This window comes from Streptomyces sp. NPDC088730 (assembly GCF_044751215.1).
Classification (GTDB): domain Bacteria; phylum Actinomycetota; class Actinomycetes; order Streptomycetales; family Streptomycetaceae; genus Streptomyces.
Genome location: NZ_JBIVLK010000001.1, coordinates 1,427,142 through 1,448,714 on the forward strand (window position 1 = coordinate 1,427,142; position 21,573 = coordinate 1,448,714).

Below are 21,573 nucleotides of genomic sequence, written 5' to 3' on the forward strand. Positions count from 1 at the left end.
GGTCAACGCGATCCCGGCCGCCTCCTCATCCCGGCAGGGTGAACAGGAGCTCGGCCGTCTCCTCGCCGCGGGCGTTCGCATAGCCGCGGTCCTGGCCCGTCACGGTGAACCCGCACTTCTCCAGCACCCGCCGGGACCCCGCGTTGTCGGCCGCGGCACGCGCGTACAGCGGCCGTTCCGGTACGGCGGCGAGCAGGGCGGCCAGCGCGGCGGTCGCCACACCGCGGCCCCAGCGCGCCCGGTCGATCCAGTAGGTGACCTCGCGGTCGTCCGACGGCCCGTAGACCCCGGCGTTGCCGGCCACCACCCCGTCGGCGAGGACGCTGCGCATCACGACCGAAGGGTCGGCCAGGACGCGCGCCCAGTGCGCGTCGAACGCGTGCCGGTCCGTGGGGTCCTCGCTGGTGAAGGCGGCGGCCTGGACCGCCACCGGGTCGGACATCCAGTCGAAGAACAGCGGCAGATCGCCGTCCTGGACCGGGCGCAGCGAGATCTCCACGGGTCAGAGCCTCCGGGTCGCGAGGGTCAGCCGGTCGCGTGCGTCGAACAGCGCGTCCTTGACCGTCTGTTCGTGCGCGGGCGTGAGCCGGGCGACCGGCACCGAGCAGCTGATCGCGTCGCGCGCCGGGGTGCGGTACGGGATCGCGACACCGAAGCAGCGCAGCCCCAGGGTGTTCTCCTCGCGGTCCACCGCGTACCCCTGCTCGCGGATCAGGCGCAGCTCCTCGATGAGCTTCTCCCGGTCGGTCAGGGTGTGCTCGGTCAGCGCGGGCAGCGTCTCGGGCAGCATCTTGCGGACCTGCTCGTCGCTGTGGGTGGCCAGCAGCGCCTTGCCGAGCGAGGTGGAGTGCGCGGGCAGCCTGCGGCCGACCCGGGTGAAGGGGCGCAGATAGTGCTGGGACTGGCGGGTGGCGAGGTACACCACGTTCGTCCCGTCGAGACGGGCCAGGTGGATCGTCTCCGTGGTGTCGTCGGAGAGCCGGTCCAGGGTGGGGCGGGAGGCGGCGACGACCTCGTCGCCGTCGATGTACGAGGTGCCGACCAGCAGCGCCCGCACACCGATCCCGTACCGCGTGCCGGTCGCGTCCGTCTCCACCCAGCCGAGCTCGACCAGGGTGCGCAGCAGCATGTAGAGGCTGGACTTGGGGTAGCCGACGGCCTCCTGCACCGCGGCGAGCGAGTGCATGCCGGGCCGCCCGGCGAAGTACTCCAGCAGCTCCACCGTCCGTACCGCGGACTTGACCTGTGCCCCACCAGACTCGGCAACCGACATCGCCCTACGCCCCTTCCAGCCCACTTACGAAACCTGCGACTTCTTGCCAACACCGAACGCCCGGAAATAGAGTCGCCTCATATTCACGATCAGGAACTTTGTTCAGAATACCGAACAACTTCTGATGTGTGGCAGCGGAGCGGAAGGAAATACGGTGGCAGCAGCACCAGTCTGGAGCGTCGACCCCCGCACCGGGAACCCGCGTGAGCAGGTTGCGGTGGAGGCTACAGCGGAGGAGGTCGACCGGGCGGTCCGGGCCGCCCACGCCGCACGTGCCTCGCTCGCGGACCGCACCGCGCGCGCCGCCTTCCTGCGCACCGCGGCCGATCTGCTCGCCGAGGCCGGTGAGCACGTCATCGAGGCCGCCGACGCGGAGACGGCACTCGGCCCGGCCCGGCTCACCGGAGAACTCGCCCGCACCGCGGCACAGTTGCGGGCCTTCGCGGAGGTCGTGGACGAGGGCGCCTTCCTCGACATCCACATCGACCACGAGGACGCCACCCGCACCCCGCCGTGGCCCGACCTGCGCCGCTACAAGATCCCGCTCGGGGTCGTCGCCGTCTACGCGGCCAGCAACTTCCCGCTCGCGTTCTCCGTCCCCGGCGGCGACACCGCCAGCGCCCTAGCGGCCGGCTGCCCGGTCGTCGTCAAGGCCCACCCCGACCACCCGGCGACCTCCGAACTCTGCGCCTCCGTGCTGCGCAGGGCCGCCGTCCAGGCCGGTCTCCCCGAGGACGTCATCACCGTCGTGCACGGCTTCGAGGCCGGTGTCGAGCTGGTCAGGCACCCGCTCGTCAGCGCCGCCGGCTTCACCGGCTCGGTGCGCGGCGGCCGCGCCCTCTTCGACGCGGCGGCGGCCAGGCCCGCGCCCATCCCGTTCCACGGCGAGCTGGGCTCCCTCAACCCCGTCGTCGTCACAGAGGCGGCCGCCGCCGAGCGCGGCGAGCAGATCGGTGCCGGGCTCGCGGGGTCGATGACCATGGGCGCGGGCCAGTTCTGCACCAAGCCCGGATTCGTCCTCGTCCCGGCGGGCGAGACGGGTGACCGCCTCCTGAAGTCCCTCACAGAGGCGGTCAGCGACACCGAGGCCGGCGTACTGCTCGACCACCGGATGCGTGACGCCTTCCTCGCCGGAGTCGGCGAGCGCGCCGCCCTCCCGGACGTGGACGCCCCGGTCACCCCGGGCGCGGGCGGCGACCACACCGTCGCGGCAGGCTTCCTGACCGTACCGGCGCACCTCCTCACCACCGAGGGCCCGCACGACGCCCTCCTGGAGGAGTGCTTCGGCCCGGTCACCGTCGTGGCCCGCTACACCTCCCAGGAAGAGGTCACCGCGGTCCTCTCCCGGCTGCCCGGCAACCTCACCGCCACCCTCCAGATCGCCACGGAGCAGGCCGACGACAGCGCCGCCGCACTCCTCGCGGCGCTCACCCCGCTGGCCGGCCGCGTCCTGGTCAACGGCTGGCCGACCGGCGTCGCCGTGGCCCCCGCCCAGCACCACGGCGGCCCCTACCCGGCCACCACCTCCACCTCCACCTCGGTCGGCGCCACCGCGATCGAGCGCTGGCTGCGCCCGGTCAGCTACCAGACCACCCCCGAGGCCCTGCTCCCGCCGGAGCTGCGCGAGGACAACCCGCAGGGGCTGCCCCGCCGGGTGGACGGACGCCGCGCATGACTCTGCGACTTCCCGAACTCCCCTTCGGCCTCGAACCGTTCGGCCCGGCGACGGAATGGGCCTACGAGGGCGGCGTACTGACCGGCCGCGCGGGCGCCCGGCAGGACCGCTTCGTCCCGCCGGGCGGCGCCGCCCTCGAACCGGCGAGCGACGCGCCCCGGCTGCTGGGCACCGCCCCGGAGGGCGACTTCCAGCTGATCGCCCGGGTACGGGTCGGCTTCGCCGCCGCCTTCGACGCGGGCGTCCTCTACCTCCACGTCGGTGACCGCGAGTGGGCCAAGCTCTGTCTGGAGCTGTCCCCGGACCACCCCACCGTCTGCACGGTCGTCACCCGGGGCCACTCCGACGACGTCAACTCCGCCGTCGTGGAAGGCGACACCCACTGGCTGCGGCTGAGCCGTACCGGCAGCGCCTTCGCCTGCCACGCCTCCGCCGACGGCGAGAAGTGGACCTTCGTCCGCGTCTTCGCCCTGGGCACCCCGGAGCAGGCCGCCGCCGCGTCCATCGGTTTCCTGGTCCAGTCACCCACGGGTGACGGCTGCGAGGCCGCCTTCGACCGGATCACGTTCCGCCCGACGGGCCTCGTGGACCTCCGCGACGGGAGCTGACCGAGGCCCCGCCGCCGGTACGCGCCGTGACGCCACCCGTCACGGCGCGTACACGTGCGCCTGACGGGACAGGGGCGAACGACGCCTTGACCCCAAGTCCGCTTGGGGTTCTAGCGTGTGGTCCGGTTCATCGCCTGACGACGGGACACACGCTCATGATCCTCGTGACCGGAGCCACCGGAAACATCGGCACCGCGCTGTTGAAGGAACTGCACGCACACGGCGCCGGTCCGCTCAGGGGGCTCACCCGTGACGCCTCACGGGTGGCCTTCCCCGACGGGGTCCAGGCTGTGGAGGGCGACTTCGCGGAGCCGGCGTCCCTCAGGGCCGCGCTGGAAGGGGTGCGCTCGATGTTCCTCGTGTCACGCCTCGGCCCGGACGCCGACATCCTCGAAGCCGCCCGGCAGGCGGGTGTGGAGCACGTCGTGCTGGTGTCGTCGATCACCGTCCTGACCCACCCCCACCTCGGCGCCGCCGGTGAGAACCTGGCGGTGGAGGAACTGCTCGGAGCGAGCGGCATGGCCTGGACGATCCTGCGGCCGACGCAGTTCGCCTCCAACGCCCTCATGTGGGCGGCCTCCGTCCGAGGCCACGAGACCGTGCGCGCGCCGTACGCGGAGACCGCACTGCCGGCCATCCACCCCGCGGACATCGCGTCGGTGGCGCGGGTGGCACTGACCGAGCCCGGCCACCGCGGCCGCGCGTACGCCCTGACCGGTCCGGAGCCGGTGAGCGCCCGCGGGCAGGCCGAGGCCATCGCGGCCGTACTGGGCCGGGAGGTGCCCTTCGCCGAGATCAGCCGCGCGGAGGCCCACGCGCAGATGGCCGCCGTGTTCGGGGCCGAAGCCGCGGACGCGGTACTGGACGTCACCGGCGGAGACGTGAACGAGGAGCTGCTCAGGGTGCGCGACACGGTCGCACAGGTCACCGGAACACCGGCCCGCCCGTTCCGGCAGTGGGCCTCGGAGAACGCCGACGCCTTCCGCTGATCCGTCCGCCGATCTCCTCCGCCGGGCTCGTCCGCGAAATTACGTCCCCGACCCGGCAACCCCCGGCCCCCCGGCGACGACAACAGGGAGACAGCGCCTCGCGAGCGGAGAAACCGCACCGCCCGCAAGCCGCCGAGCACAGCACCCTCCCCGCACCTCGTCGTACCGAAGGGACATCATGCGCACCCACCTCCGCACCCGTAGCCGCGGCCTCACGGCCCTCGCCGCCGGGACAGTCGCCGTCGTCGCCGTCGCCCTGCTTCCGGGGTCCGCCGGGGCCGCCGAAACCTCACCCGTGGGATACGGGGCCGGCACGACCGGCGGCGGCAGCTCCGCCGCCGTGACCGTCACCAGCCTCTCCGCGTTCAAGACGGCCGTCACCGGGACCGCCGCCAAGACCGTCAAGGTCAGCGGGATCATCTCGCTGAGCGGACAGGTCGACGTCGGGTCCAACACCACCGTGCTCGGCGTCGGTTCGTCCTCCGGGTTCACCGGCGGCGGGCTGCGGCTGAAGAACTCGACGAACATCGTGATCCGCAACCTCAACATCAGCAAGCCGGTCGCCCCCGCCGACGGGATCACCGTCCAGAAGTCCACCAAGGTGTGGATCGACCACAACACGTTCTCCGCCGACCGCGACCACGACAAGGACTACTACGACGGCCTGCTCGACATCACGCACGCCTCCGACCAGGTCACCGTCTCCTGGAACACCTTCAAGGACCACTACAAGGGCAGCCTGGTCGGCCACAGCGACAGCAACGCGAGCGAGGACACCGGCCACCTCCACGTGACCTACCACCACAACTACTTCAACAACGTCAACTCCCGCATCCCCAGCCTCCGGTTCGGCACCGGACACTTCTACGACAACTACGTCGTCGGCGCCTCGACGGCGGTGCACTCCCGGATGGGCGCCCAGATGCTGGTGGAGAACAACGTCTTCCGCAGCACCGGTGTCGCCATCACCACCATCCGCGACAGCGACGAGGACGGCTACGTCGTGGAACGCGGCAACGACCTCGGCGGCGCGGCCACCGAGATCTCCCAGGTCGGCACGTTGACCCAGGCGCCGTACTCGTACACCGCGGAGCCGGCCTCGTCCGTCGTCTCCTCCGTGACCGGCGGGGCGGGCGCCGGCCACCTCTAGGCAGTGTCTTCGAATGATCATCACTGGGGGATCATGGTGTCGTGATACGTCGCCATGAACTGTCCGATGGTGAATGGGAGTTCGTCCGGCCGTTGCTGCCCAAGTCGGTGCGGGGACGGAAACGGCTGGACGACCCCAGGGTCCTGAACGGGATCGTTTGGAAGTTCCGGACCGGGGCGGCCTGGCGGGATGTGCCCGACCGTCACGGTCCGTCAGCCACGCTGCATACGCGTTTTCGCAGGGGGGCGGCGACGGGACGTTCGACCGGATGCTGCGGGCCGTACAGGCGAAGCTGGATGCGGCGGGCGGCATCGAGTGGCTGGTGTCCGTCGATTCCACGATCGTCCGGGCCCACCAGCATGCGGCGGGGGACCTAGCCCTGACCGAACCCAGGTGTACCCCGGGCGGACACGAGCAGTTCTTCATCAGGCACGGGGACGGGCCCGCCGAGGGGGAGACGTCACCGCCGAGGGGTGATGAATGTGTCGTTCACGACATATCCGTCCAGCCCGTGGAGTTCGCCGTACGCGATCAGGTCGCTGCTGTGGTTGATGAACCCGCGTCCCGAGTAGTTGAGCGAGGTGTTGCAGAGGACACTGACTCCAGTCAACTCACGGAAGGCGATGAGGAGTTCCGCCATCTCCGGGTTGGCCTTCGGATCGACGGTCTGGGTGCGGGCTGTTCCGTCGACGTGCGTCACCGCCCGCAGTTCGCCGGACTCGACCTGGCTGAAGTACAGCATGTAGGGATCGGGCACTCCTCCGCTGAACCAGCGGCCCGCGTCCTGCTCCAGACAGATCGGGGCGATGGGGCGGTAGCTCTCGCGCTGCTTGATCTTGTTGAGCCTTTCCGTCGTCTGCTCGGTGAAGGGAGCGGCGAGGATCGACCGGTTCCCGAGGGCGCGGGGGCCGATCTCCCAGCGGCCGCGTGCCCAGCCGACGATGTTCCCGTCGTGGAGGTAGCGGGCCACCTCGCTGTAGTCGAGCGGCCGGATCTCGTAGCGCTGGGAGTCGAAGGCCACGTCCTCGACGAATTCGCCGCCCGCGTAGACGTCCCAGTCCAGTCCGGCCTCCCCGGTGTAGAAGTGCTGCGCGTCGATGGCGGTTCCGATCGCGGAACCACTGTCGTTGGGGCACGGCGGGACGAAGACCGCGGGAAAGAGCCCACACTCGCGCCAACGGCGATTCCACTCGCAGTTGAGCCCGCAGCCGCCGGAGATGAGGAGCGGGAGGCCCTCCGTCATATGCTCCCGGGCGTAGGCGTGGAACCGGTCGAAGATGGCGTCCGACAGACGGGCGGCGAGATTCTTGTACGCGTCCGTCTCCACGCCGATGTTGTAGAAGGGGGAATCGGTCATCCGGTCCTTCAGGCTGCCGGTGATGACCTCCCTCTGACCGAGGACGAAGTCGATGACGTCCCGCTCCATCGGGGTGGGCGGCCGGTCCTCGGCGAATCCGGCCAGTGCCATCTGCTTGCCCGCATCCTGGAAGCGGACGAATTCCTCGTGCGAGCTGTACTTGGGGTCGGCGAGCGCGAAGCCGTAGGAGTACTTGTTGCCCGGGTAGGTGAGCACCTCCTGGAGATGGGTCACCGTCCCGCGCTCGTCGATGCGGTAGAACGAGCCGATGTTCCCCTCCCATACCAAGCTGTAGAAGGGCTGATCCCTACGGAACGACGACATACCGTAGGACGTCATGATGTGAGAGCGCTCGTGAGTGGAGGAGAAGACGCGCACGTTCTTTCCGAAGAAACGGCCGGCGTCGTCCGAGATCGCGGATCCACCGACACCGAAGTATCCGGCACGTGAGGGTTGGTCGGTGGCCTGGGTCCCCTTGATCCAGCCGCTCATGGCGATGACGTCGGGCTGTTTGTCCAGCCGGTCGGCCGCCACGGCGAACACCTCGGCCGTCAGGGTGCTGTAGCGGAGGAAGGAGTCCTTCTCCGCTTCAAGGGAGAAGAGCAGCTTCCCGTCCTCGACGGCAGCGATTGCCCCGTCATGGCCTTCCTTGAGGGAAAGAATCAGCATGATGGTCCGTTTCTCTATGAATGCGCTGCGGACTTCCGCCCTGACCGTGGGATGCCGGGATCAGACGGCACCGGGACCGGCCGCCGGCGAGAGGATCTGCAGGGCGAGCCGATGCAACTGCGGGTTGGCGCACAGGACGCCGGTGCCGTGGTGGGGCGAGGCGCCCAGGAGATCGGTGCAGACACCACCGGCTTCTGCCACGAGGATCTGTACGGCGGCGATGTCCCAGGGGTTCACGACCGGTTCGGCCGCGATGTCGAGGGTTCCTTCGGCGACCATGCAGTGCTGGAGGAAGTCCCCGAAGGCGCGGTCCTCCCAGCACTCCTCGGCCAGGCGTAGATAGGCCGCACGGGAGTGGAAGACGTCCCAGGTGCGTGTGCTGGTGGTGGAGAGGTAGGCGTCGGCGAGACGGGTTCTGCCGGAGACCCGCAGGGGCAGGGGGGCGCTGCCTGCCGGTCCGCGTCGCAGCCAGGCGCCCCTGCCGGAGGCTGCCCACCAGCGGCTGTGGAGGGCGGGGGCGCTGATCACGGCGACGGTGGGCCGGCCGTCGTCCAGCAGAGCGATCAGTGTGGCCCAGACCGGTACCCCGCGCAGGAAGTTCTTGGTTCCGTCGATCGGGTCGATCAGCCAGGTGCGTCCGGCTGTCACGGAGCCACCGGTCTCCTCCCCGGCGAAGGCATCGTCGGGGCGGGCGGATGCCAGTGCCTCGCGTACCGCTGTCTCGACGGCGGTGTCCGCGTCGGTCACGGGTGTACGGTCCAGCTTCTCCCGGACCATCAGGTCGAGCGCCTGGAAGCGACGGCCGGTGATGCGGTCGGCGATGTCGCCCAGTCCCAGGGCCAGTTCGAGATCGTCCTGTCGTGCCATCGGGCGCCTCACTGAACTCCTCGCGGGTTTCGGGGGGCTCGGCCCACGGCGGATCCGGGCGGAGCGACCAGGTGGTACTGGACTACTTCGCGTGCAGTTCGAGCAGGTGGTACTCCATGACCCGGACCTCCTCGATCCGGCGCACCCGGCGCAGCAGTTCGACCCGCATACCGGATTGCGCGGCGACAGCGTCGAGCCGTTCGCGGTCGCCGAGGTCAGCTGTACCCAGCAGCAGCCTTCCGCCGTCGGACAGGTGCTCGGGGGCGCCGGCGAGATACCGGGCCTGGCCCCGGTAGCCCGGATCGAAGACAGCGGAGTGCAGGTCTGTGGAGAGCGGGAAGTCGTCCTCCACATACGTCCACGGCACGTTCCAGAAGATGACGTCGAAGCGGTCCGAGGGGTCGAGTCCCGCGTACATGTCACTGTGGAGGACGCGCATCCGGTCACTGACACCGTGCCGCTCCGCGTTAGCGGCCGTATTGGCCACTGCCTTGTCATTGATGTCCAGCGCGGTGACGGAGGTGCAGCCGGTCAGGGCGGCGGTCACGGAGATGACGCCCGTGCCGCAGCCGACCTCCAGGAACGAACCGCCGGACGGATACGGCACGATCGAGGCCAGCACCTCGGTGGCGGCGCTCAGGGTGCTCGGGAAGACGCCTCGGTGCAGGCTCCATTCCCGGCCCAGCAGGGTGAAGGAGTCCGGCAGGGCTTCACCGGCGAGGGCGTGCTGGAGGGCTTGGGCAACGGTCTCGGGGGTCTCCTCGACAGTCATCGACAGTGCCTTTCGGGCGGTGGTACGGGTCATCGGTTCGGCCCGGCGGTATACCGCACGAGCGCTTCGCGGTGGCGGCCGATCTTGCGGAAAGCCTCGGCGTACTGGTCGATGAGCGACTTGTCCTCCGGCCAGTTGGTGAACGTGGGCAGGGACAGTGCGTGCTGCTCGACGTGCTCCGCGCGAGAGCCGCTCTCCGGTGCGACGCCCTTCTTCGCCGAGCCGGGGAAGAGCGGGTTCTCCCGGCGGGCGTAGAGCGGCAAGGTCGAGAGCCGGGGTCCGGAGGGAGCGCCCACTTCCATGCCCTCGGCGCGCAGCGCCTCGATGAGGACAGCGCGGGGGACGCCGCCCAGCGCCCCGGGCCGGTAGAGCGGTTTGTACCCGTACCAGGCGCCCATGTCGACGTGGTCGGCCACGTGCACCGGCTCCAGATAGGCCACGTCGCCGAGCTGCCCGCCCATGTGGCGCAGACAACGGTGCCGGGCCTTCATGCGTGCCGGGAACGCCGCGAGCGCGTGCCGGGCGACGATGGCGTTGAACGGCGACATGCGCAGTTTCAGCCCGAAGCCGGTGACCCAGTGCGTCCGCAGCTCCTCGTCGAGGACGGCGTCCCGGGACCGGTCCCGGTAGTGCCCGAGGAGGGTGGCGCGATCGTGCACCTGGGGGTCGCTCGTGACGAGGATGCCCCCCTCGCCCGCGTAGACGGCCTTGTTGGCCTGGAGGGAGAAGACCGCTGCGTCGCCGAAGGTGCCGACGGGCCTGCCCTTGTAACGGCTGCCGTGGGCGTGGGAGCAGTCCTCCAGAACGCGCAGCCCGTACCGCTCGGCGATCTGGAGGATCGCGTCCATGTCGCAGGGGTGGCCCCACTGGTGGACGACAGTGATCACCTTGGTGTGCTCGGTGATCGTGGCCTGGAGCGCCTTCGGGTCGAGGCCGCGGGTGTCGGGGTCGATGTCGGCCAGGACCACGTCGCCGCGGAGGGCGAAGACGGGGCTCAGCGCCGCGTGGTAGGTGAGTGCCGGTCCCACGACGTCCACGCCTTCGCGCACCCCGAGGGCGAAGTAGGCGGCGAACAGGGCGCTGGTACCGGAGTTGAAGGTGACGGCGAAGCGGGCTCCGCCGTCCAGGAAGGCGAGGAAGTCGGACTCCAGCCGGCCGATGGGGCCGCTGTTGCCCTTGATGGAGATGTCGGTGTTCCGCTGCTCGGCCAGTTCGGACAGCTCCGCCTCCTCGGCGGGAGGCGGCCAGACTTCGTGCGGGAGCGGCTGCTCGATCACGGGCCTGCCGCCGAGAAGGGCGAGCTGATCGGTGGTGGTCATGTGTCCTTCCTGTCTTTGCGTGAGGCTGGGGAACGGCGCGTCGGACCTGGGCGGTGCGGGTACGGGGTCAGGCACACCGGTCGGCGAGTTCGTTCCGCTCGCGCAACCGCTCCTGGTAGATCCCGTCGATCGTGCGCACGGCGGCGAGCTGACGCTGGAGGTGGCTTTGGCGGTAGTAGCGGTCGTCCAGGTGCTCCAGATGGTGGGCGATCATGGAACGCACGGCGTCGATCTTGGCGCCTTCCCAGGTGTGGCGCTCCAGCAACAGCCCCCCGACGGCGTGCAGGGTGGCGACCCCGGCATCGACGTTCAAGGCGCCCTCCGTACCGAGCACGCAGAGGTGCTCGGTCTTCTCGTGGCTGTGGCGGGAGATGCGCAGCGAGCCCGTCAACCCCGTCGAGGCATAACCGCACATGAGGCTGACGAGATCCTCCAGCCGACGATCCCGCATCTCCTGGTACTGGTGCACGAACGCGGCGTGCACCCGAGGAGGTTCAGGGAACATTCCGCAGAGCACATCGATGAGGTGGTAGCCCATGTCGAGGAGCACCCCGCCCATCGCCTGCTCCCGCAAGGCGCGCCAACCCGTGGTCGGATGGGCCAGGTTCAAGTGGTAGTCGTAGGAGAACCAGTAGGGCTGCCCGATCCGCGCGAGGTTCTCCTGGGCGAACTGGAACGCGGGGTGGAAATTCCGTTGCAGCAGCGTGAAGACGCTGCGGTCAGCCCGTTGTGCCAGGGATACCAGTTGCCGGGCCTCTTGTTCTGTGACGGCGAACGGCTTCTCCTTGATGACGTGCCTGCCGTGCGCCAGGAGTTTCACACAGACCGGGAAGTGGTCACTGTGCGGCACGGTAACCACGGCGACATCGAATTCTACCTTCTCGAGCGCCTCGCCGAGGGCGTCGTAATGCGGGAAGCCCCATTTCGCGGCGAGCGACGAGGCCGCCGGGGCCGGGTCCACGCCGCCGACCAATTCTGCATGCTCCTGAACGACCGGCAGATACTCCTTTCCCTGATGTCCAGCAAATCCGACCACCAGTACTCGCGGTCGCGGGCGCACGTTATTCAACCTGTCACCGGGCATGCGGAATATCTCCTCGCAGAAGATCTGAGGATGACGTGGGCATCCAGAAAGGATCGTGGAGACACCGATGGGACTCTTGTGGCAGCGGGTTCAGAGGATTCTTCCGCTTTTTCCGGAAGGATTGGAGAGCCAGGTGTGTCCTGCGGTCACCACGCCCTTGATGAAGTTGCTTCCGCCGCCTCGCGCGTTCTCGTCGAGCAGCGATACTTCATCGGCCGCGATCCAGGCGAACTCGGTGTGCTTGTCCCGTTCGAGTGCGGGCGAGGAGAGGTCCCCGTCCACCTCGACGACGTAGTCCGACTCGACGTGCCGCAGTCCGTCCGCGACCCACTCCTCATGGACCACCAGGGCCACAACGCGGCGCAGCCGCCAGCCGGTCTCCTCCGCGATCTCCCTGCCCAGCGCGTCAAGGAGGGACTCGCCTTCCTCGACGGCTCCGCCGACGACGTCCCAGCACCCGGGGAAGAGGCGCCGCTCGGCCGAGCGGCGCTGGACGAAGATCCGGTCGTGCGGGTCGCGGATCAGCGCGCCCACCACGCGCCGGGGTTCGGCCGCCCCGGTCACGTCAGCCGTCCACCGGGCTCGGGAGACCGCACGGTCGGTGAATCCGCGGCAGCGGCCGGCGAGGACTACTGGAGGAACCGAGTGAGGGTCGGGGCCCCAGCCGCACCTGCGGCCACTCCCATTTCCCGGGGAACATGCCAGCCATTTTCTTCCCTCGTTTCACCTGCACGTAAGAGGTTTCGTGCGCCAAGCTTCGAGTAGAATAGAAAAGGATTCGAACAGTTCGAAGAGAAAATCGATTTGCCCGGCCTGCCGGCGGATCATGCTCTATGCCGGGCCTGATTCTCCGCCCTGAATATTACCTGGAATCCTGCGCTGCACACGCGTTCGGATGCGTCTTCGGACGCCTCGTTTTTTCCTTGACGCGGCATCAATTCATATGCTGAGGGTGTGACATTGCGGGGGTGCCGCATATCCTGCCGGGCGTAGGTTTTCCGGAGTCTGCACCGAACCGCGGCCGCTGTCGTCCCGGTCTGCCCGCTCGGTGCGTGAAACGGTTCATAGGCGCACTTCGCTTTGAGCGGACACTTTTTCTTGCCACCGCCGACCGTTGCACGGTCGAACATGTCGGCCGGATTTTCCACATTCTTGGTCCCGGTGACGCTTCCCGTCGGACATGAACGCCGGCCGCACGCCGGTCGGGGGCTCGCGGTGCCGCCACGGGCCCCCGACCGGCGTGTGCTTCACAGACGGCGGGCGACCAGGAAGACGTAGCCGACCTGCGGGAGCGCACCGAACTGGGGAAGTGTGCGCGTGGAGTTGAAGAACTCGTAATGGGGGTCGTCGGCGGAGGGTGCGACATCGGCGAAGGCGTCGGCGAACGCCTGGTAGGTGCGCTGGACGTGCTCTCCGATGTCGCTGAACTCCACCACCTCCAGACCGGCGCGGTCGAGGGCCGTACGGAGCTCCGCCGGTTGGGGGAAGCCGGGGGACCCGAACGCCCGGCACGTCCGGCGGACTGTCTCCGCGTCGTCCCCGGTCACCGGCGAGCGGAGCAGCACATCGGTGATGACCAGCGGGCTTCCGGGTCGCAAGGTCCTGGCGATCTCGGTGAGGGCGGCGGTCCGGTCGAGGATGTGCATCATGGACTCGATCGCCCAGGCGCCGTCGAAGGAGGCGGCGTCGAAGGGCAGTGCGCAGGCGTCCGCGTACCGGAAGTCCACCCGGTCGGCGAGGGCGGCAGCGTGCGCGCGGGTCCGGGCGAGGTCGATGTCCTCGTCGCTGACCGAGATTCCCGCCACTCCTGCGCCGGTGGCCCGGGCGATGCGCAGGGCGGGCCGTCCGGTTCCGCAGCCGACGTCCAGCAGGCGCCGGCCGGGTGCGCCGGCCAGCCGAGCCGCCACGCGGTCGGTGAGCCGGTCAGTGGCTTCGTCGAGGGAGCGGTCGTCCGCGGCGTCGTCCCAGTAGCCGACGTGGATGTTCCCGTCGACGGCGGCGCCGTTCGCGGCCTCGGTCTGCTCGTCATGGAGTCGTCCGGCGTCCTGTGACGACGGGACGGTGTGGTGGGGGGACGGGTCGTTGGTCATCGATGTCTCCCGATCGTGAGGGTGTGTCAGCTGGTGAGGAGGCCGACCCGCCGCGTGACCGCCGAAGCCGAGGACTCGGCGCACGGTTCTTCACGATGCCTCGGTGCGCGGCATCGCGACACGGGGCGACGGCCACTTGGTCCTCGCCTGCCTGGTGGTGGCCCTCGCGCTCGCGCTGTCACGCCCGAGCCAGGACGGAAGGCTCCTGGGAGCGGGGCGCCCGATGTCGGATTCGCCGCCATTCTGCAGAATGTACTTGTCGCGCCGGCGGGCCGGAAGACGGCCTGACAGTCATCAACGGAGCGCCCGTGGGGTCTACAAGCGCCGCAACCTCGTGGAACGGTGCTTCAACCGGCTGGAGCAGTGGCGTGGCATCGCTACCCGCTACGACACATCGCCCAGTCCTGCGAAGCAGCCGTCGCCCTCGCATGACTCCTGATGTGGGCGTGGCATGTGACGGCAGACCCTGGGCCGCGGGTCCAGGGCGCCGGACGCTCCCGGACGGCCGCAACCTCCGGTCGTCCGGGAGCGTCCCCCTCATCATGATCCGAATAGCCACGCCCGCCGATCTCGACGGGATAGCCCGCCTGCACACCGAAGCGCGTGCCACCTACTACCGCGGCCACCTCCCGGAGGAGGAGTACCTGGGCGCGGAAGAGGTCGGACGCAGCCGGGACGGCTGGGCCCGCGCCATCGACCGCGCCGATGCCACCGTGCTCTGCGCGGAGCGGGACGGCGCCCTCGCCGGAATCGCGGCCCACGCCGTGCGCGACGGCGTCATGCACCTGACCCAGCTCCACGTGGCACCGGACCGCTGGCGCGAGGGCATCGGCACCGAGCTGCACGAGGCGTGTGTGGCGGCCTGGCAGCGGGACAGGGTGACCGAAGCCCGGCTGGAGGTGTTCGTCCACAACACCCGCGCCCAGTCCTTCTACGTGGCCCGGGGCTGGGCCCCCGATCTGGATCATCCCCGCACGAGCGACCATCTGGTGCTGCGCCTGGCGGTGCCGGCCGAGGTGCGCGCCTGAGGAAGGCGGGACTGGCGGCCGGAGTAACGGTCGGGACCGGTGGCCGGGAATGACACGGGCCCGGACACGTGTTCCCAGGGGGCGGAGGGTTCCTCAAATCGTCCGTGCTGCGTGGAGCAGCCCCCCCCGAGAGCCCGGAGAGTAGAAGAGTCATGCGCGTCGAGATCTGGAGCGACATCGCCTGCCCGTGGTGCTACATCGGCAAGGCCCGTTTCGAGAAGGGTCTGGCCGGGTTCGCCCACCGCGACGAGGTCGAGGTGGTGCACCGCTCCTTCGAGCTCGACCCGGGGCGGGCCAAGGGCGACACCGTGCAGGTCCTCGACATGCTGGCGCGGAAGTACGGGCGCAGCCCCGAGGAGGCGCGGTCCATGGAGGCGGGCGTCGCCGCCAACGCGCGTGCCGAGGGGCTCGGCTACCGCAGCGAGGGGCGTGACCACGGCAGCACCTTCGACATCCACCGGCTGCTGCACCTGGCCAAGGCCCGCGGCCGTCAGGACGCGCTGCTGGACATCGCCTACCGGGCGAACTTCGCCGAGGAGCGGTCCGTCTTCGACGCCGAGGTGCTGGTCGAGCTCGCTGTCGAGGCCGGGCTGGACGCCGACGAGGCGCGTGCGGTGCTCGCCGACCCCGAGGCGTACGCGGCCGAGGTGCGGGCCGATGAGCGGGAGGCGTCCGAGCTGGGAGCCAACGGGGTGCCGTTCTTCGTGCTGGACCGGCGGTACGGCATCTCCGGCGGCCAGCCCGCCGAGGTCTTCGCCCAGGCCCTGGAGCAGGCGTGGCAGGACCGGCCGCTGACCGCCATCGGCGGGGACGCCGCGGCCTGCGACGCCGACGGCGCGTGCGAGGTCCCGGCGTCGGGCGGCGGCAACGGCTGACCTGTGGCCGCCTGCGCCCGCGAGCGTGCGGCTGGGCCCTGGCCACTGGGTGCGCGTAAGTCCGCCACGGGCTCCAGCCACCCGCACGCATAAGCGCTGCTTGGGGATACCCCTCAACTATTGGTGATTGACCATGGGGTAAGGGGCCTCCAGGCTGGACGCATGATGATCTCTTCGCTCAGCCGTGCGGTCGACGCCGAGTTCGCGCCGGAGACCGCCTACCTCAACACCTCCAGCTGCGGGCTGCTGCCCCGCCGTACCGTGGACGCGGTGAGAGCCCTCGCGGAGGAGAACGCCACCGGCCGCCGGGACGGTGCCGGTGACTTCGAGGCCGCCGACAGCGCGCGGGAGGGCTTCGCCCGGCTCGCCGGGGTCGGCGCCGACCGGGTCGCGGTCGGCAGCTCGGTCTCCGTCCATGTCGGGCTGATCGCCTGCTCGCTGCCCGCCGGGTCCGAAGTGCTGTCACCGGAGGGGGAGTTCAGCTCCGTCGTCACTCCGTTCGCGGCCCGCGGCGATCTCCGGACGCGGTACGTCCCGCTGGAGGGGCTGGCCGACGCGGTGCGTCCCGAGACCGCGCTCGTCGCCTTCTCCTCCGTGCAGTCCGCCGACGGCCGGACCGCGGATCTGGACGCGGTCCGGGCCGCGGCCGCCGCGCACGGGGCCCGTACGCTCCTGGACACCACCCAGTCCGCGGGCTGGCTGCCGATCGACGCCGGGGCGTACGACTACACGGTCGCGGGCGGGTACAAGTTCCTGCTCTGCCCGCGGGGCGCGTCGTTCCTCACCGTCACGGAGGAGGCGCAGGCGTCACTGCCGCCGGTCTTCGCCGGGTGGGTCAGCGCCGCCGACCGGTGGGGCAGCACCTACGGGCCGGTCGCCGAGCTCGCGCCCGACGCCCGCCGCTACGACGAACCGCCCGCGTTCCTCTCGTACCACGGCGCGGAGCACTCCCTCGCCCTGCTGAACGAGATCGGCCTCGACGCCCTTCACGGCCACGCCACCGGCCTGGCGGCCCGCTTCCGGGACGGGCTGGCCGGGGCCGGGCACGAGGCGGTGCCGGGGGAGTCGGCCGTGGTCGCGGTGCCCGGACTCGGGGAGCGGGCGGCTGAACTGGTGCGGGCCGGGGTGATGGTCTCCAACCGGGCCGGCAACCTGCGGGCCGCCTTCCACCTGTACAACACGGAGGCCGATGTGGACCGCGCGCTGGACGTGCTCACCGGCTGAGCCCTACGGCCGGGGAGCGTCCGGCAGCGGGGCGCCGTGCCACTTCCAGGACGACACCCGTGCGCGGCCCGGCAGTTCGGCGCGGCCGGTGGACCACAGCAGTACGGTCCACCGGTCGCTGTCGTCCGGGGCGTCGGGGAAGAGCCGGGCCAGCACCCGGTCGCAGAGGTCCGCGGGCGGAGTCCAGCCGATGCCCAGGCCTTCGGCCAGGTCGTGGGTGTGCACCAGGGTCTCCACGACGCCCATCGCGGCGAATCCCTCCGCGTCGGAGATCCCGTGGCTGTGGTACGAGCGGACATCCGGCGAGGTCGTCCTGACCATCGCCGCCAGCATCGCCCCGCCGGCCTCCAGGGTCTGGAGCAGCCCCGCCGTACCGGCCGCCGGGTCGGCGAAGATCGCGTTGGCCGGCCCGCCCTCGTGCCGCCTGGTCCAGTGGAACGGCACCTCGCCGTCCAACGGAGGCGACTGCGGGCCCAGTTGGGCGGCGTACGCGAACAGGTCGTCGCTCAGGTGCTCCACGGTCTCCCAGCAGTCCCAGGTGAGCGTCCCCGCCGGGATGTGCCAGTCCTTCGCCGGGGACTCCCTGAGCGCGGCGACCGCGAGCCGTACCGCCGAGACCACGTCGTCCGCGGTGACCGGCAGCCGGGTCCCGGTCAGCAGCGCCCGCTCCCGCGCACCGCACTCCACGCAGAACTCGTTGCCCTCAGGATCGGCCAGGGTCGCCCAGCCCCGTCCGTTCGGCCTGCGGTGGTCCGCCACGAGGGTGGCACCGAGGGCGAGCAGCCGCTCGACCTCCTCGTCCCGGGTGCGGTCGTCCGGCTGGATGTCGAAGTGGACGCGGTTCTTGGTGCTCTTCGGTTCGGGCACGCTGATGAACAGCAGCGCGGTGCCAGGGGTCTCGACGAGAGCCTCGGGGTCACCGGGGGCATCGTCGTCGGAGACGGCGGAACCCAGCACCTGGGCCCAGAACGTGGCGAGTTCATAGGCGTCGGCGCAGTCGACGGTGACGTGGTGTACGTGTGAAGTCATGGGCCACACTGTCGCCCGTGGGCGCCGCCGGGTCCAGCGAGATATGCCGGGACCCGCGGACGCCCGCCGCGCGACGGCTGACCGGGCACTTCTCAGAGCCTGTTCGGCGCGTCCAGTTCGGCCCAGAGCCGCTCCGGGACCCCATGGGCGAGGTGGGCGGCGGCCGAGGTGACCTCCGCCGGGGTGCGGAAGCCGGCCAGGACGCTCGACACGACCGGTTCGCGCAGCGGGAAGCAGAGGGCCGCGCGGGGGAGCGGGACACCGTGCGCCGAGCAGCGGGAGGCCAGCGCGCGGGCGCAGTCCAGGACGGCCGCGGGCACCGTGCCGTAGTCGTAGCGCCCGCTCGCCTCGGGGTGATCGGTGCTCAGCAGACCGGAGTTGAAGGGGGCCGCCGCGATGACCGAGACCCGGCGCGCGGCGCACTCCGCGAGGAGCGGGGCGGCGGTGCGGTCGAGGAGGGTCCAGCGCCCGGCGACCATCACCACGTCCGGGTCGCCCTCCGCGACGAAGCGGCGCAGCGGGTCCACGCTGTTCATGCCGATCCCGATCGCGCCGACGACTCGCGGGCGCGGGCCTCAACATCACGATCCCCGAGCTGGCGCTCGCGATCGTCGTGGCGATCCTGCCGGTTCTCGTCCTCTTCCTCTTCTCGCAGCGCACCCTGGTCTCGGGCATGCTCGCGGGAGCGACGAAGGAGTGAACACGCGCGACGGCGGAGGGGGTGGGACGGTATACCGTCCCACCCCCTCCGCCGTGCCGGCCGGTCCTACTTCACCGGCGTGAAGTCCCGCGCCCCGATGAACTCCGGGCGGCGGACCGGAGCCGCGAAGGGCTCCTGCGCCTCGTTCTCCACGCTGTTGAACACGATGAAGACGTTGCTGCGCGGGTACGGGGTGATGTTGTCCCCGGAGCCGTGCATGGCGTTGCAGTCGAACCAGGTGGCCGAACCGGCCTGCCCGGTGAAGAGCCTGATGCCGTGCCGGTCGGCCATCTTCGTCAGCGCCTCGTCGGACGGGGTGCCCGCGTCCTGCATCTGGAGCGACTTCTTGTAGTTGTCCTTCGGCGTCTCGCCGGCACACCCGAGGAACGACTTGTGCGAGCCGGGCATGATCATCAGCCCGCCGTTGGTGTCGTAGTTCTCGGTCAGCGCGATCGAGACGGAGACCGCCCGCATGTTCGGCAGTCCGTCCTCGGCGTGCCAGGTCTCGAAGTCCGAGTGCCAGTAGAACCCGGAGGCGCCGAAGCCGGGCTTCACGTTGATCCGGGACTGGTGGACGTACACGTCGGAACCGAGGATCTGCCGGGCCCGGCCCACCACGCGCTCGTCGCTGACCAGCCGGGCGAACACCTCGCTGAGCCGGTGGACCTCGAAGACCGACCGGACTTCCCTCGACTTCGGCTCGATGATCGAGCGCTCGTCGGCCCGTACCGCCGGATCCGCGATCAGCCGCTCCAGCTCGGCGTGGTAACCGGCCACCTCGTCCGGCTCGATCAGCTGGCCGACGGTGAGGAAGCCGTCCCGCTCGAACCCCTGGAGGTCCTTCGCGGAGACCGGTCCCGGTGCGCCGGGCGCGGACCAGATGACCGGGTCCTGGCGGGGAGTGGTCATCTCGGCGGCGCCGCGCGATGGGTACAGGTCGGCGCGTGCATCAGTGGTCATGGTGGTTCAGACCTCCTCGGTCAGCAGCGGGTAGACACCGTTCTCGTCATGCTCCTCCCGTCCGGTGACGGGCGGGTTGAAGACACAGACGCAGCGGAAGTCCGTCTTCGGACGCATGGTGTGGTGCTCATGGCCATTGAGCAGGTACATCGTGCCGGGAGTGATCCAGTGCTTCTCGCCGGTCTCGTCGTTGGTGAGCTCGGCCTCGCCCTCGACGCACAGGACCGCCTCGATGTGGTTGGCGTACCACATCGACGTCTCGGTACCCGCGTACATCGTGGTCTCGTGGAGGGAGAAGCCCACCTTCTCCTGGGCGAGCAGGATGCGCTTGCTCTCCCAGGTGCCGGAGGCGGCCTTCACATGCCGGTCGGTGTTCTCGATGTCACTGAACGATCGGACGATCACGGTGGGTCAGTGCCTTTCTCTCTACGGTGTTTCTCATCGGGCCCGCCCGGGGCGGCCCCGGGTCAGGGGCGGTCGGGTGAGCCGACCGTCCCTCAGGCGGTCTCGCGGACGCAGCGGGCCAGCGTGCGCAGGCCCTCGTCCAGCTCCTCCGGGGTGATGGTCAGCGGCGGCAGCAGCTTGACGACCTCGCTCTGCGGACCGGACGTCTCCAGCAGCAGCCCCAGCTCGAAGGCGCGGGCGCAGACGGCCGACGCACGCGCCGGGTCGTTGAACTCCATGCCCCACACCAGTCCGCGGCCGCGGAACTGCGCGCTGTCGTGCTCGGCGCAGATCGCCAGCAGCGCCTGCTCCACCTGCTCGCCGCGGGCCAGCGTCTGCTTCTCCATCTGGCCGTCCGCCCAGTAGGCGTCGAGCACGGCGGCGGCGGTGACGAACGCCGGGTTGTTGCCCCGGAAGGTGCCGTTGTGCTCGCCCGGCTCCCAGATGTCCAGCTCGGGCTTGAACAGGCAGAGCGACATGGGCAGTCCGTAGCCGCTGATGGACTTGGACAGCGTCACGATGTCCGGCGTGATGCCGGACTCCTCGAAGGAGAAGAAGCCGCCGGTGCGGCCGCAGCCCATCTGGATGTCGTCGACGATCAGCAGCATGTCCTGGCGGTGGCACAGCTCCTGGAGCGCACGGAGCCACTCGACGCGGGCGACGTTGATGCCGCCCTCGCCCTGGACCGTCTCCACGATCACGGCGGCGGGCTTGTTCAGCCCGGAGCCCTGGTCCTCCAGCAGCCGCTCGAACCAGAGGAAGTCCGGGACGGTGCCGTCGAAGTAGTTGTCGAACGGCATCGGGGTGCCGTGCACCAGCGGGATGCCGGCGCCGGCCCGCTTGAAGGCGTTGCCGGTGACGGCCAGCGAGCCGAGCGACATGCCGTGGAAGGCGTTGGTGAACGACACCACGGACTCGCGGCCCTTGACCTTGCGGGCCAGCTTCAGTGCCGACTCGACGGCGTTGGTGCCCGTCGGGCCGGGGAACATCACCTTGTACGGCAGGTCGCGCGGCCGCAGGATGACGTTCTGGAAGGTCTCCAGGAAGGCCCGCTTGGCGGTGGTCGCCATGTCCAGGCCGTGGGTGATGCCGTCGCGCTCGATGTAGTCGATCAGCGCGCGTTTCAGCACCGGGTTGTTGTGGCCGTAGTTGAGGGAACCGGCTCCGGCGAAGAAGTCGAGGTACGAGTGGCCGTCCTCGTCCGTCAGCCGGGCGCCCTGCGCACGGTCGAACACGGCGGGCCAGCCGCGGCAGTAGCTTCGCACCTCGGACTCCAGGGTCTCGAAGACACTGAGATCGGGAGGGGTCATGCCGTAGGCCTGTCGGTTGAGGGTGGCGGAGGGAGACGAGTGGGCGGGCGGGGTGATGGTCACAGCGGGTCTCCTGCGTGAGGGGGGTGTGACGTGCGGCGGTGAAGGGGATCGCGGCGGGCACCTGCGCCCGCCGGCGGAAGTGCGCGC

At 70.2% G+C, this 21,573-nt stretch carries 22 protein-coding genes and 2 pseudogenes; 10 read left to right on the forward strand and 14 right to left on the reverse strand.

Features of this window, described 5'->3' with window-relative positions; genetic code table 11:
• Positions 1 to 25: 25 nt before the first annotated feature.
• Positions 26 to 499, reverse strand: coding sequence for a GNAT family N-acetyltransferase (locus tag ACIP89_RS06400; RefSeq protein WP_402113337.1), 474 nt, complete (start codon positions 497 to 499; stop codon positions 26 to 28).
• A gap of 3 nt (positions 500 to 502) precedes the next feature.
• Entirely contained in the window at positions 503 to 1,273 is a 771-nt protein-coding gene (locus ACIP89_RS06405) for an IclR family transcriptional regulator (protein ID WP_024492240.1), read from the reverse strand.
• A 154-nt stretch (positions 1,274 to 1,427) separates the two neighbouring features.
• On the opposite strand from ACIP89_RS06405, the gene ACIP89_RS06410 reads away from it, so the two are divergent.
• From ACIP89_RS06410 to ACIP89_RS06430, 5 genes are all read left to right on the forward strand, one after another.
• Positions 1,428 to 2,948, forward strand: a complete 1,521-nt coding sequence (locus ACIP89_RS06410) for an aldehyde dehydrogenase (NADP(+)) (protein WP_401923421.1) — start codon at positions 1,428 to 1,430, stop codon at positions 2,946 to 2,948.
• Positions 2,945 to 3,556: a DUF1349 domain-containing protein gene (locus ACIP89_RS06415; RefSeq protein WP_401923423.1), complete on the forward strand. Its 612-nt coding sequence runs from the start codon at positions 2,945 to 2,947 to the stop codon at positions 3,554 to 3,556. Before ACIP89_RS06410 ends, ACIP89_RS06415 begins: the two co-directional genes overlap by 4 nt.
• Positions 3,557 to 3,711: 155 nt before the next feature.
• Positions 3,712 to 4,545 carry an NAD(P)H-binding protein gene (locus ACIP89_RS06420; protein WP_402113340.1) on the forward strand — a complete coding sequence of 278 codons (834 nt, stop codon included), beginning with the start codon at positions 3,712 to 3,714 and terminating at the stop codon, positions 4,543 to 4,545.
• A gap of 178 nt (positions 4,546 to 4,723) precedes the next feature.
• The gene (locus tag ACIP89_RS06425; protein WP_402113342.1) at positions 4,724 to 5,695 is read left to right on the forward strand and encodes a polysaccharide lyase family 1 protein; all 972 of its coding nucleotides are present in this window, start codon (positions 4,724 to 4,726) and stop codon (positions 5,693 to 5,695) included.
• A gap of 41 nt (positions 5,696 to 5,736) precedes the next feature.
• Complete coding sequence (locus ACIP89_RS06430; protein WP_402113345.1) at positions 5,737 to 6,072, forward strand: transposase; 336 nt, start codon at positions 5,737 to 5,739, stop codon at positions 6,070 to 6,072.
• A gap of 83 nt (positions 6,073 to 6,155) precedes the next feature.
• Here the strand turns inward: ACIP89_RS06430 and ACIP89_RS06435 are convergent, their stop codons facing one another.
• The 7 genes from ACIP89_RS06435 to ACIP89_RS06465 all read right to left on the reverse strand — a co-directional run bounded on the left by ACIP89_RS06435 (position 6,156) and on the right by ACIP89_RS06465 (position 13,853).
• Positions 6,156 to 7,721 (reverse strand): carbamoyltransferase C-terminal domain-containing protein, encoded by a 1,566-nt coding sequence (locus ACIP89_RS06435; RefSeq protein WP_402113347.1) that lies wholly within the window; start codon positions 7,719 to 7,721, stop codon positions 6,156 to 6,158.
• A 60-nt stretch (positions 7,722 to 7,781) separates the two neighbouring features.
• Positions 7,782 to 8,588: a histidinol-phosphatase gene (hisN, locus tag ACIP89_RS06440; protein ID WP_402113349.1), complete on the reverse strand. Its 807-nt coding sequence runs from the start codon at positions 8,586 to 8,588 to the stop codon at positions 7,782 to 7,784.
• 82 nt (positions 8,589 to 8,670) lie between these two features.
• The gene (locus tag ACIP89_RS06445) at positions 8,671 to 9,360 is read right to left on the reverse strand and encodes a methyltransferase (protein WP_401925818.1); all 690 of its coding nucleotides are present in this window, start codon (positions 9,358 to 9,360) and stop codon (positions 8,671 to 8,673) included.
• A gap of 29 nt (positions 9,361 to 9,389) precedes the next feature.
• Complete coding sequence (locus ACIP89_RS06450) at positions 9,390 to 10,679, reverse strand: DegT/DnrJ/EryC1/StrS family aminotransferase (RefSeq protein WP_401923441.1); 1,290 nt, start codon at positions 10,677 to 10,679, stop codon at positions 9,390 to 9,392.
• 67 nt (positions 10,680 to 10,746) lie between these two features.
• On the reverse strand, positions 10,747 to 11,763 hold the full coding sequence (locus ACIP89_RS06455; protein ID WP_402113351.1) for a Gfo/Idh/MocA family protein: 1,017 nt from the start codon (positions 11,761 to 11,763) through the stop codon (positions 10,747 to 10,749).
• Positions 11,764 to 11,853: 90 nt separating this feature from the next.
• Positions 11,854 to 12,327: an NUDIX hydrolase gene (locus ACIP89_RS06460; RefSeq protein WP_402113354.1), complete on the reverse strand. Its 474-nt coding sequence runs from the start codon at positions 12,325 to 12,327 to the stop codon at positions 11,854 to 11,856.
• 683 nt (positions 12,328 to 13,010) lie between these two features.
• Positions 13,011 to 13,853: an SAM-dependent methyltransferase gene (locus ACIP89_RS06465; protein WP_402113357.1), complete on the reverse strand. Its 843-nt coding sequence runs from the start codon at positions 13,851 to 13,853 to the stop codon at positions 13,011 to 13,013.
• 271 nt (positions 13,854 to 14,124) lie between these two features.
• Here ACIP89_RS06465 and ACIP89_RS06470 point away from each other — a divergent pair.
• The 4 genes and pseudogenes from ACIP89_RS06470 to ACIP89_RS06485 form a co-directional block, all read left to right on the forward strand.
• Positions 14,125 to 14,244, forward strand: a pseudogene (locus tag ACIP89_RS06470) (IS5/IS1182 family transposase); the annotation flags it as partial.
• Between the two features lie 151 nt (positions 14,245 to 14,395).
• Positions 14,396 to 14,881 (forward strand): GNAT family N-acetyltransferase, encoded by a 486-nt coding sequence (locus tag ACIP89_RS06475; RefSeq protein WP_401925827.1) that lies wholly within the window; start codon positions 14,396 to 14,398, stop codon positions 14,879 to 14,881.
• Positions 14,882 to 15,033: 152 nt separating this feature from the next.
• Complete coding sequence (locus ACIP89_RS06480) at positions 15,034 to 15,756, forward strand: DsbA family oxidoreductase (RefSeq protein WP_401925829.1); 723 nt, start codon at positions 15,034 to 15,036, stop codon at positions 15,754 to 15,756.
• Positions 15,757 to 15,918: 162 nt separating this feature from the next.
• The gene (locus tag ACIP89_RS06485; RefSeq protein WP_401923450.1) at positions 15,919 to 16,980 is read left to right on the forward strand and encodes an aminotransferase class V-fold PLP-dependent enzyme; all 1,062 of its coding nucleotides are present in this window, start codon (positions 15,919 to 15,921) and stop codon (positions 16,978 to 16,980) included.
• A 3-nt stretch (positions 16,981 to 16,983) separates the two neighbouring features.
• On the opposite strand, the gene ACIP89_RS06490 is transcribed toward ACIP89_RS06485, so the two are convergent.
• Positions 16,984 to 18,009, reverse strand: a complete 1,026-nt coding sequence (locus tag ACIP89_RS06490; protein WP_401925833.1) for a VOC family protein — start codon at positions 18,007 to 18,009, stop codon at positions 16,984 to 16,986.
• A 92-nt stretch (positions 18,010 to 18,101) separates the two neighbouring features.
• The gene (locus tag ACIP89_RS06495) at positions 18,102 to 18,557 is read right to left on the reverse strand and encodes an aldo/keto reductase (RefSeq protein WP_402113504.1); all 456 of its coding nucleotides are present in this window, start codon (positions 18,555 to 18,557) and stop codon (positions 18,102 to 18,104) included.
• An 11-nt stretch (positions 18,558 to 18,568) separates the two neighbouring features.
• Between ACIP89_RS06495 and ACIP89_RS06500 the strand changes: the two are divergent.
• Positions 18,569 to 18,709: pseudogene (locus ACIP89_RS06500) on the forward strand (carbohydrate ABC transporter permease); the annotation flags it as partial.
• Positions 18,710 to 18,775: 66 nt separating this feature from the next.
• On the opposite strand, the gene thpD reads toward ACIP89_RS06500, so the two are convergent.
• The 3 genes from thpD to ectB form a co-directional block, all read right to left on the reverse strand.
• A complete protein-coding gene (gene thpD / locus ACIP89_RS06505; protein ID WP_401923481.1) occupies positions 18,776 to 19,669 on the reverse strand; it encodes an ectoine hydroxylase in 894 nt (297 codons plus the stop codon).
• A gap of 6 nt (positions 19,670 to 19,675) precedes the next feature.
• The gene (locus tag ACIP89_RS06510; RefSeq protein WP_024494051.1) at positions 19,676 to 20,074 is read right to left on the reverse strand and encodes an ectoine synthase; all 399 of its coding nucleotides are present in this window, start codon (positions 20,072 to 20,074) and stop codon (positions 19,676 to 19,678) included.
• A 92-nt stretch (positions 20,075 to 20,166) separates the two neighbouring features.
• On the reverse strand, positions 20,167 to 21,423 hold the full coding sequence (gene ectB / locus ACIP89_RS06515) for a diaminobutyrate--2-oxoglutarate transaminase (protein ID WP_401923743.1): 1,257 nt from the start codon (positions 21,421 to 21,423) through the stop codon (positions 20,167 to 20,169).
• Between the last annotated feature and the right edge of the window lie 150 nt (positions 21,424 to 21,573).

What these genes read in the sequence shown, in the direction of transcription:
- ACIP89_RS06405 (WP_024492240.1), bottom strand. Translation starts at nt 1,273, where the DNA reads ATGTCGGTTGCCGAGTCTGGTGGGGCACAGGTCAAGTCCGCGGTACGG.
- ACIP89_RS06415 (WP_401923423.1), top strand. Translation starts at nt 2,945, where the DNA reads ATGACTCTGCGACTTCCCGAACTCCCCTTCGGCCTCGAACCGTTCGGC.
- ACIP89_RS06420 (WP_402113340.1), top strand. Translation starts at nt 3,712, where the DNA reads ATGATCCTCGTGACCGGAGCCACCGGAAACATCGGCACCGCGCTGTTG.
- ACIP89_RS06425 (WP_402113342.1), top strand. Translation starts at nt 4,724, where the DNA reads ATGCGCACCCACCTCCGCACCCGTAGCCGCGGCCTCACGGCCCTCGCC.
- ACIP89_RS06435 (WP_402113347.1), bottom strand. Translation starts at nt 7,721, where the DNA reads ATGCTGATTCTTTCCCTCAAGGAAGGCCATGACGGGGCAATCGCTGCC.
- hisN (WP_402113349.1), bottom strand. Translation starts at nt 8,588, where the DNA reads ATGGCACGACAGGACGATCTCGAACTGGCCCTGGGACTGGGCGACATC.
- ACIP89_RS06445 (WP_401925818.1), bottom strand. Translation starts at nt 9,360, where the DNA reads ATGACTGTCGAGGAGACCCCCGAGACCGTTGCCCAAGCCCTCCAGCAC.
- ACIP89_RS06450 (WP_401923441.1), bottom strand. Translation starts at nt 10,679, where the DNA reads ATGACCACCACCGATCAGCTCGCCCTTCTCGGCGGCAGGCCCGTGATC.
- ACIP89_RS06455 (WP_402113351.1), bottom strand. Translation starts at nt 11,763, where the DNA reads ATGCCCGGTGACAGGTTGAATAACGTGCGCCCGCGACCGCGAGTACTG.
- ACIP89_RS06465 (WP_402113357.1), bottom strand. Translation starts at nt 13,853, where the DNA reads ATGACCAACGACCCGTCCCCCCACCACACCGTCCCGTCGTCACAGGAC.
- ACIP89_RS06475 (WP_401925827.1), top strand. Translation starts at nt 14,396, where the DNA reads ATGATCCGAATAGCCACGCCCGCCGATCTCGACGGGATAGCCCGCCTG.
- ACIP89_RS06480 (WP_401925829.1), top strand. Translation starts at nt 15,034, where the DNA reads ATGCGCGTCGAGATCTGGAGCGACATCGCCTGCCCGTGGTGCTACATC.
- ACIP89_RS06485 (WP_401923450.1), top strand. Translation starts at nt 15,919, where the DNA reads ATGATGATCTCTTCGCTCAGCCGTGCGGTCGACGCCGAGTTCGCGCCG.
- ACIP89_RS06490 (WP_401925833.1), bottom strand. Translation starts at nt 18,009, where the DNA reads ATGACTTCACACGTACACCACGTCACCGTCGACTGCGCCGACGCCTAT.
- thpD (WP_401923481.1), bottom strand. Translation starts at nt 19,669, where the DNA reads ATGACCACTGATGCACGCGCCGACCTGTACCCATCGCGCGGCGCCGCC.
- ectB (WP_401923743.1), bottom strand. Translation starts at nt 21,423, where the DNA reads ATGACCCCTCCCGATCTCAGTGTCTTCGAGACCCTGGAGTCCGAGGTG.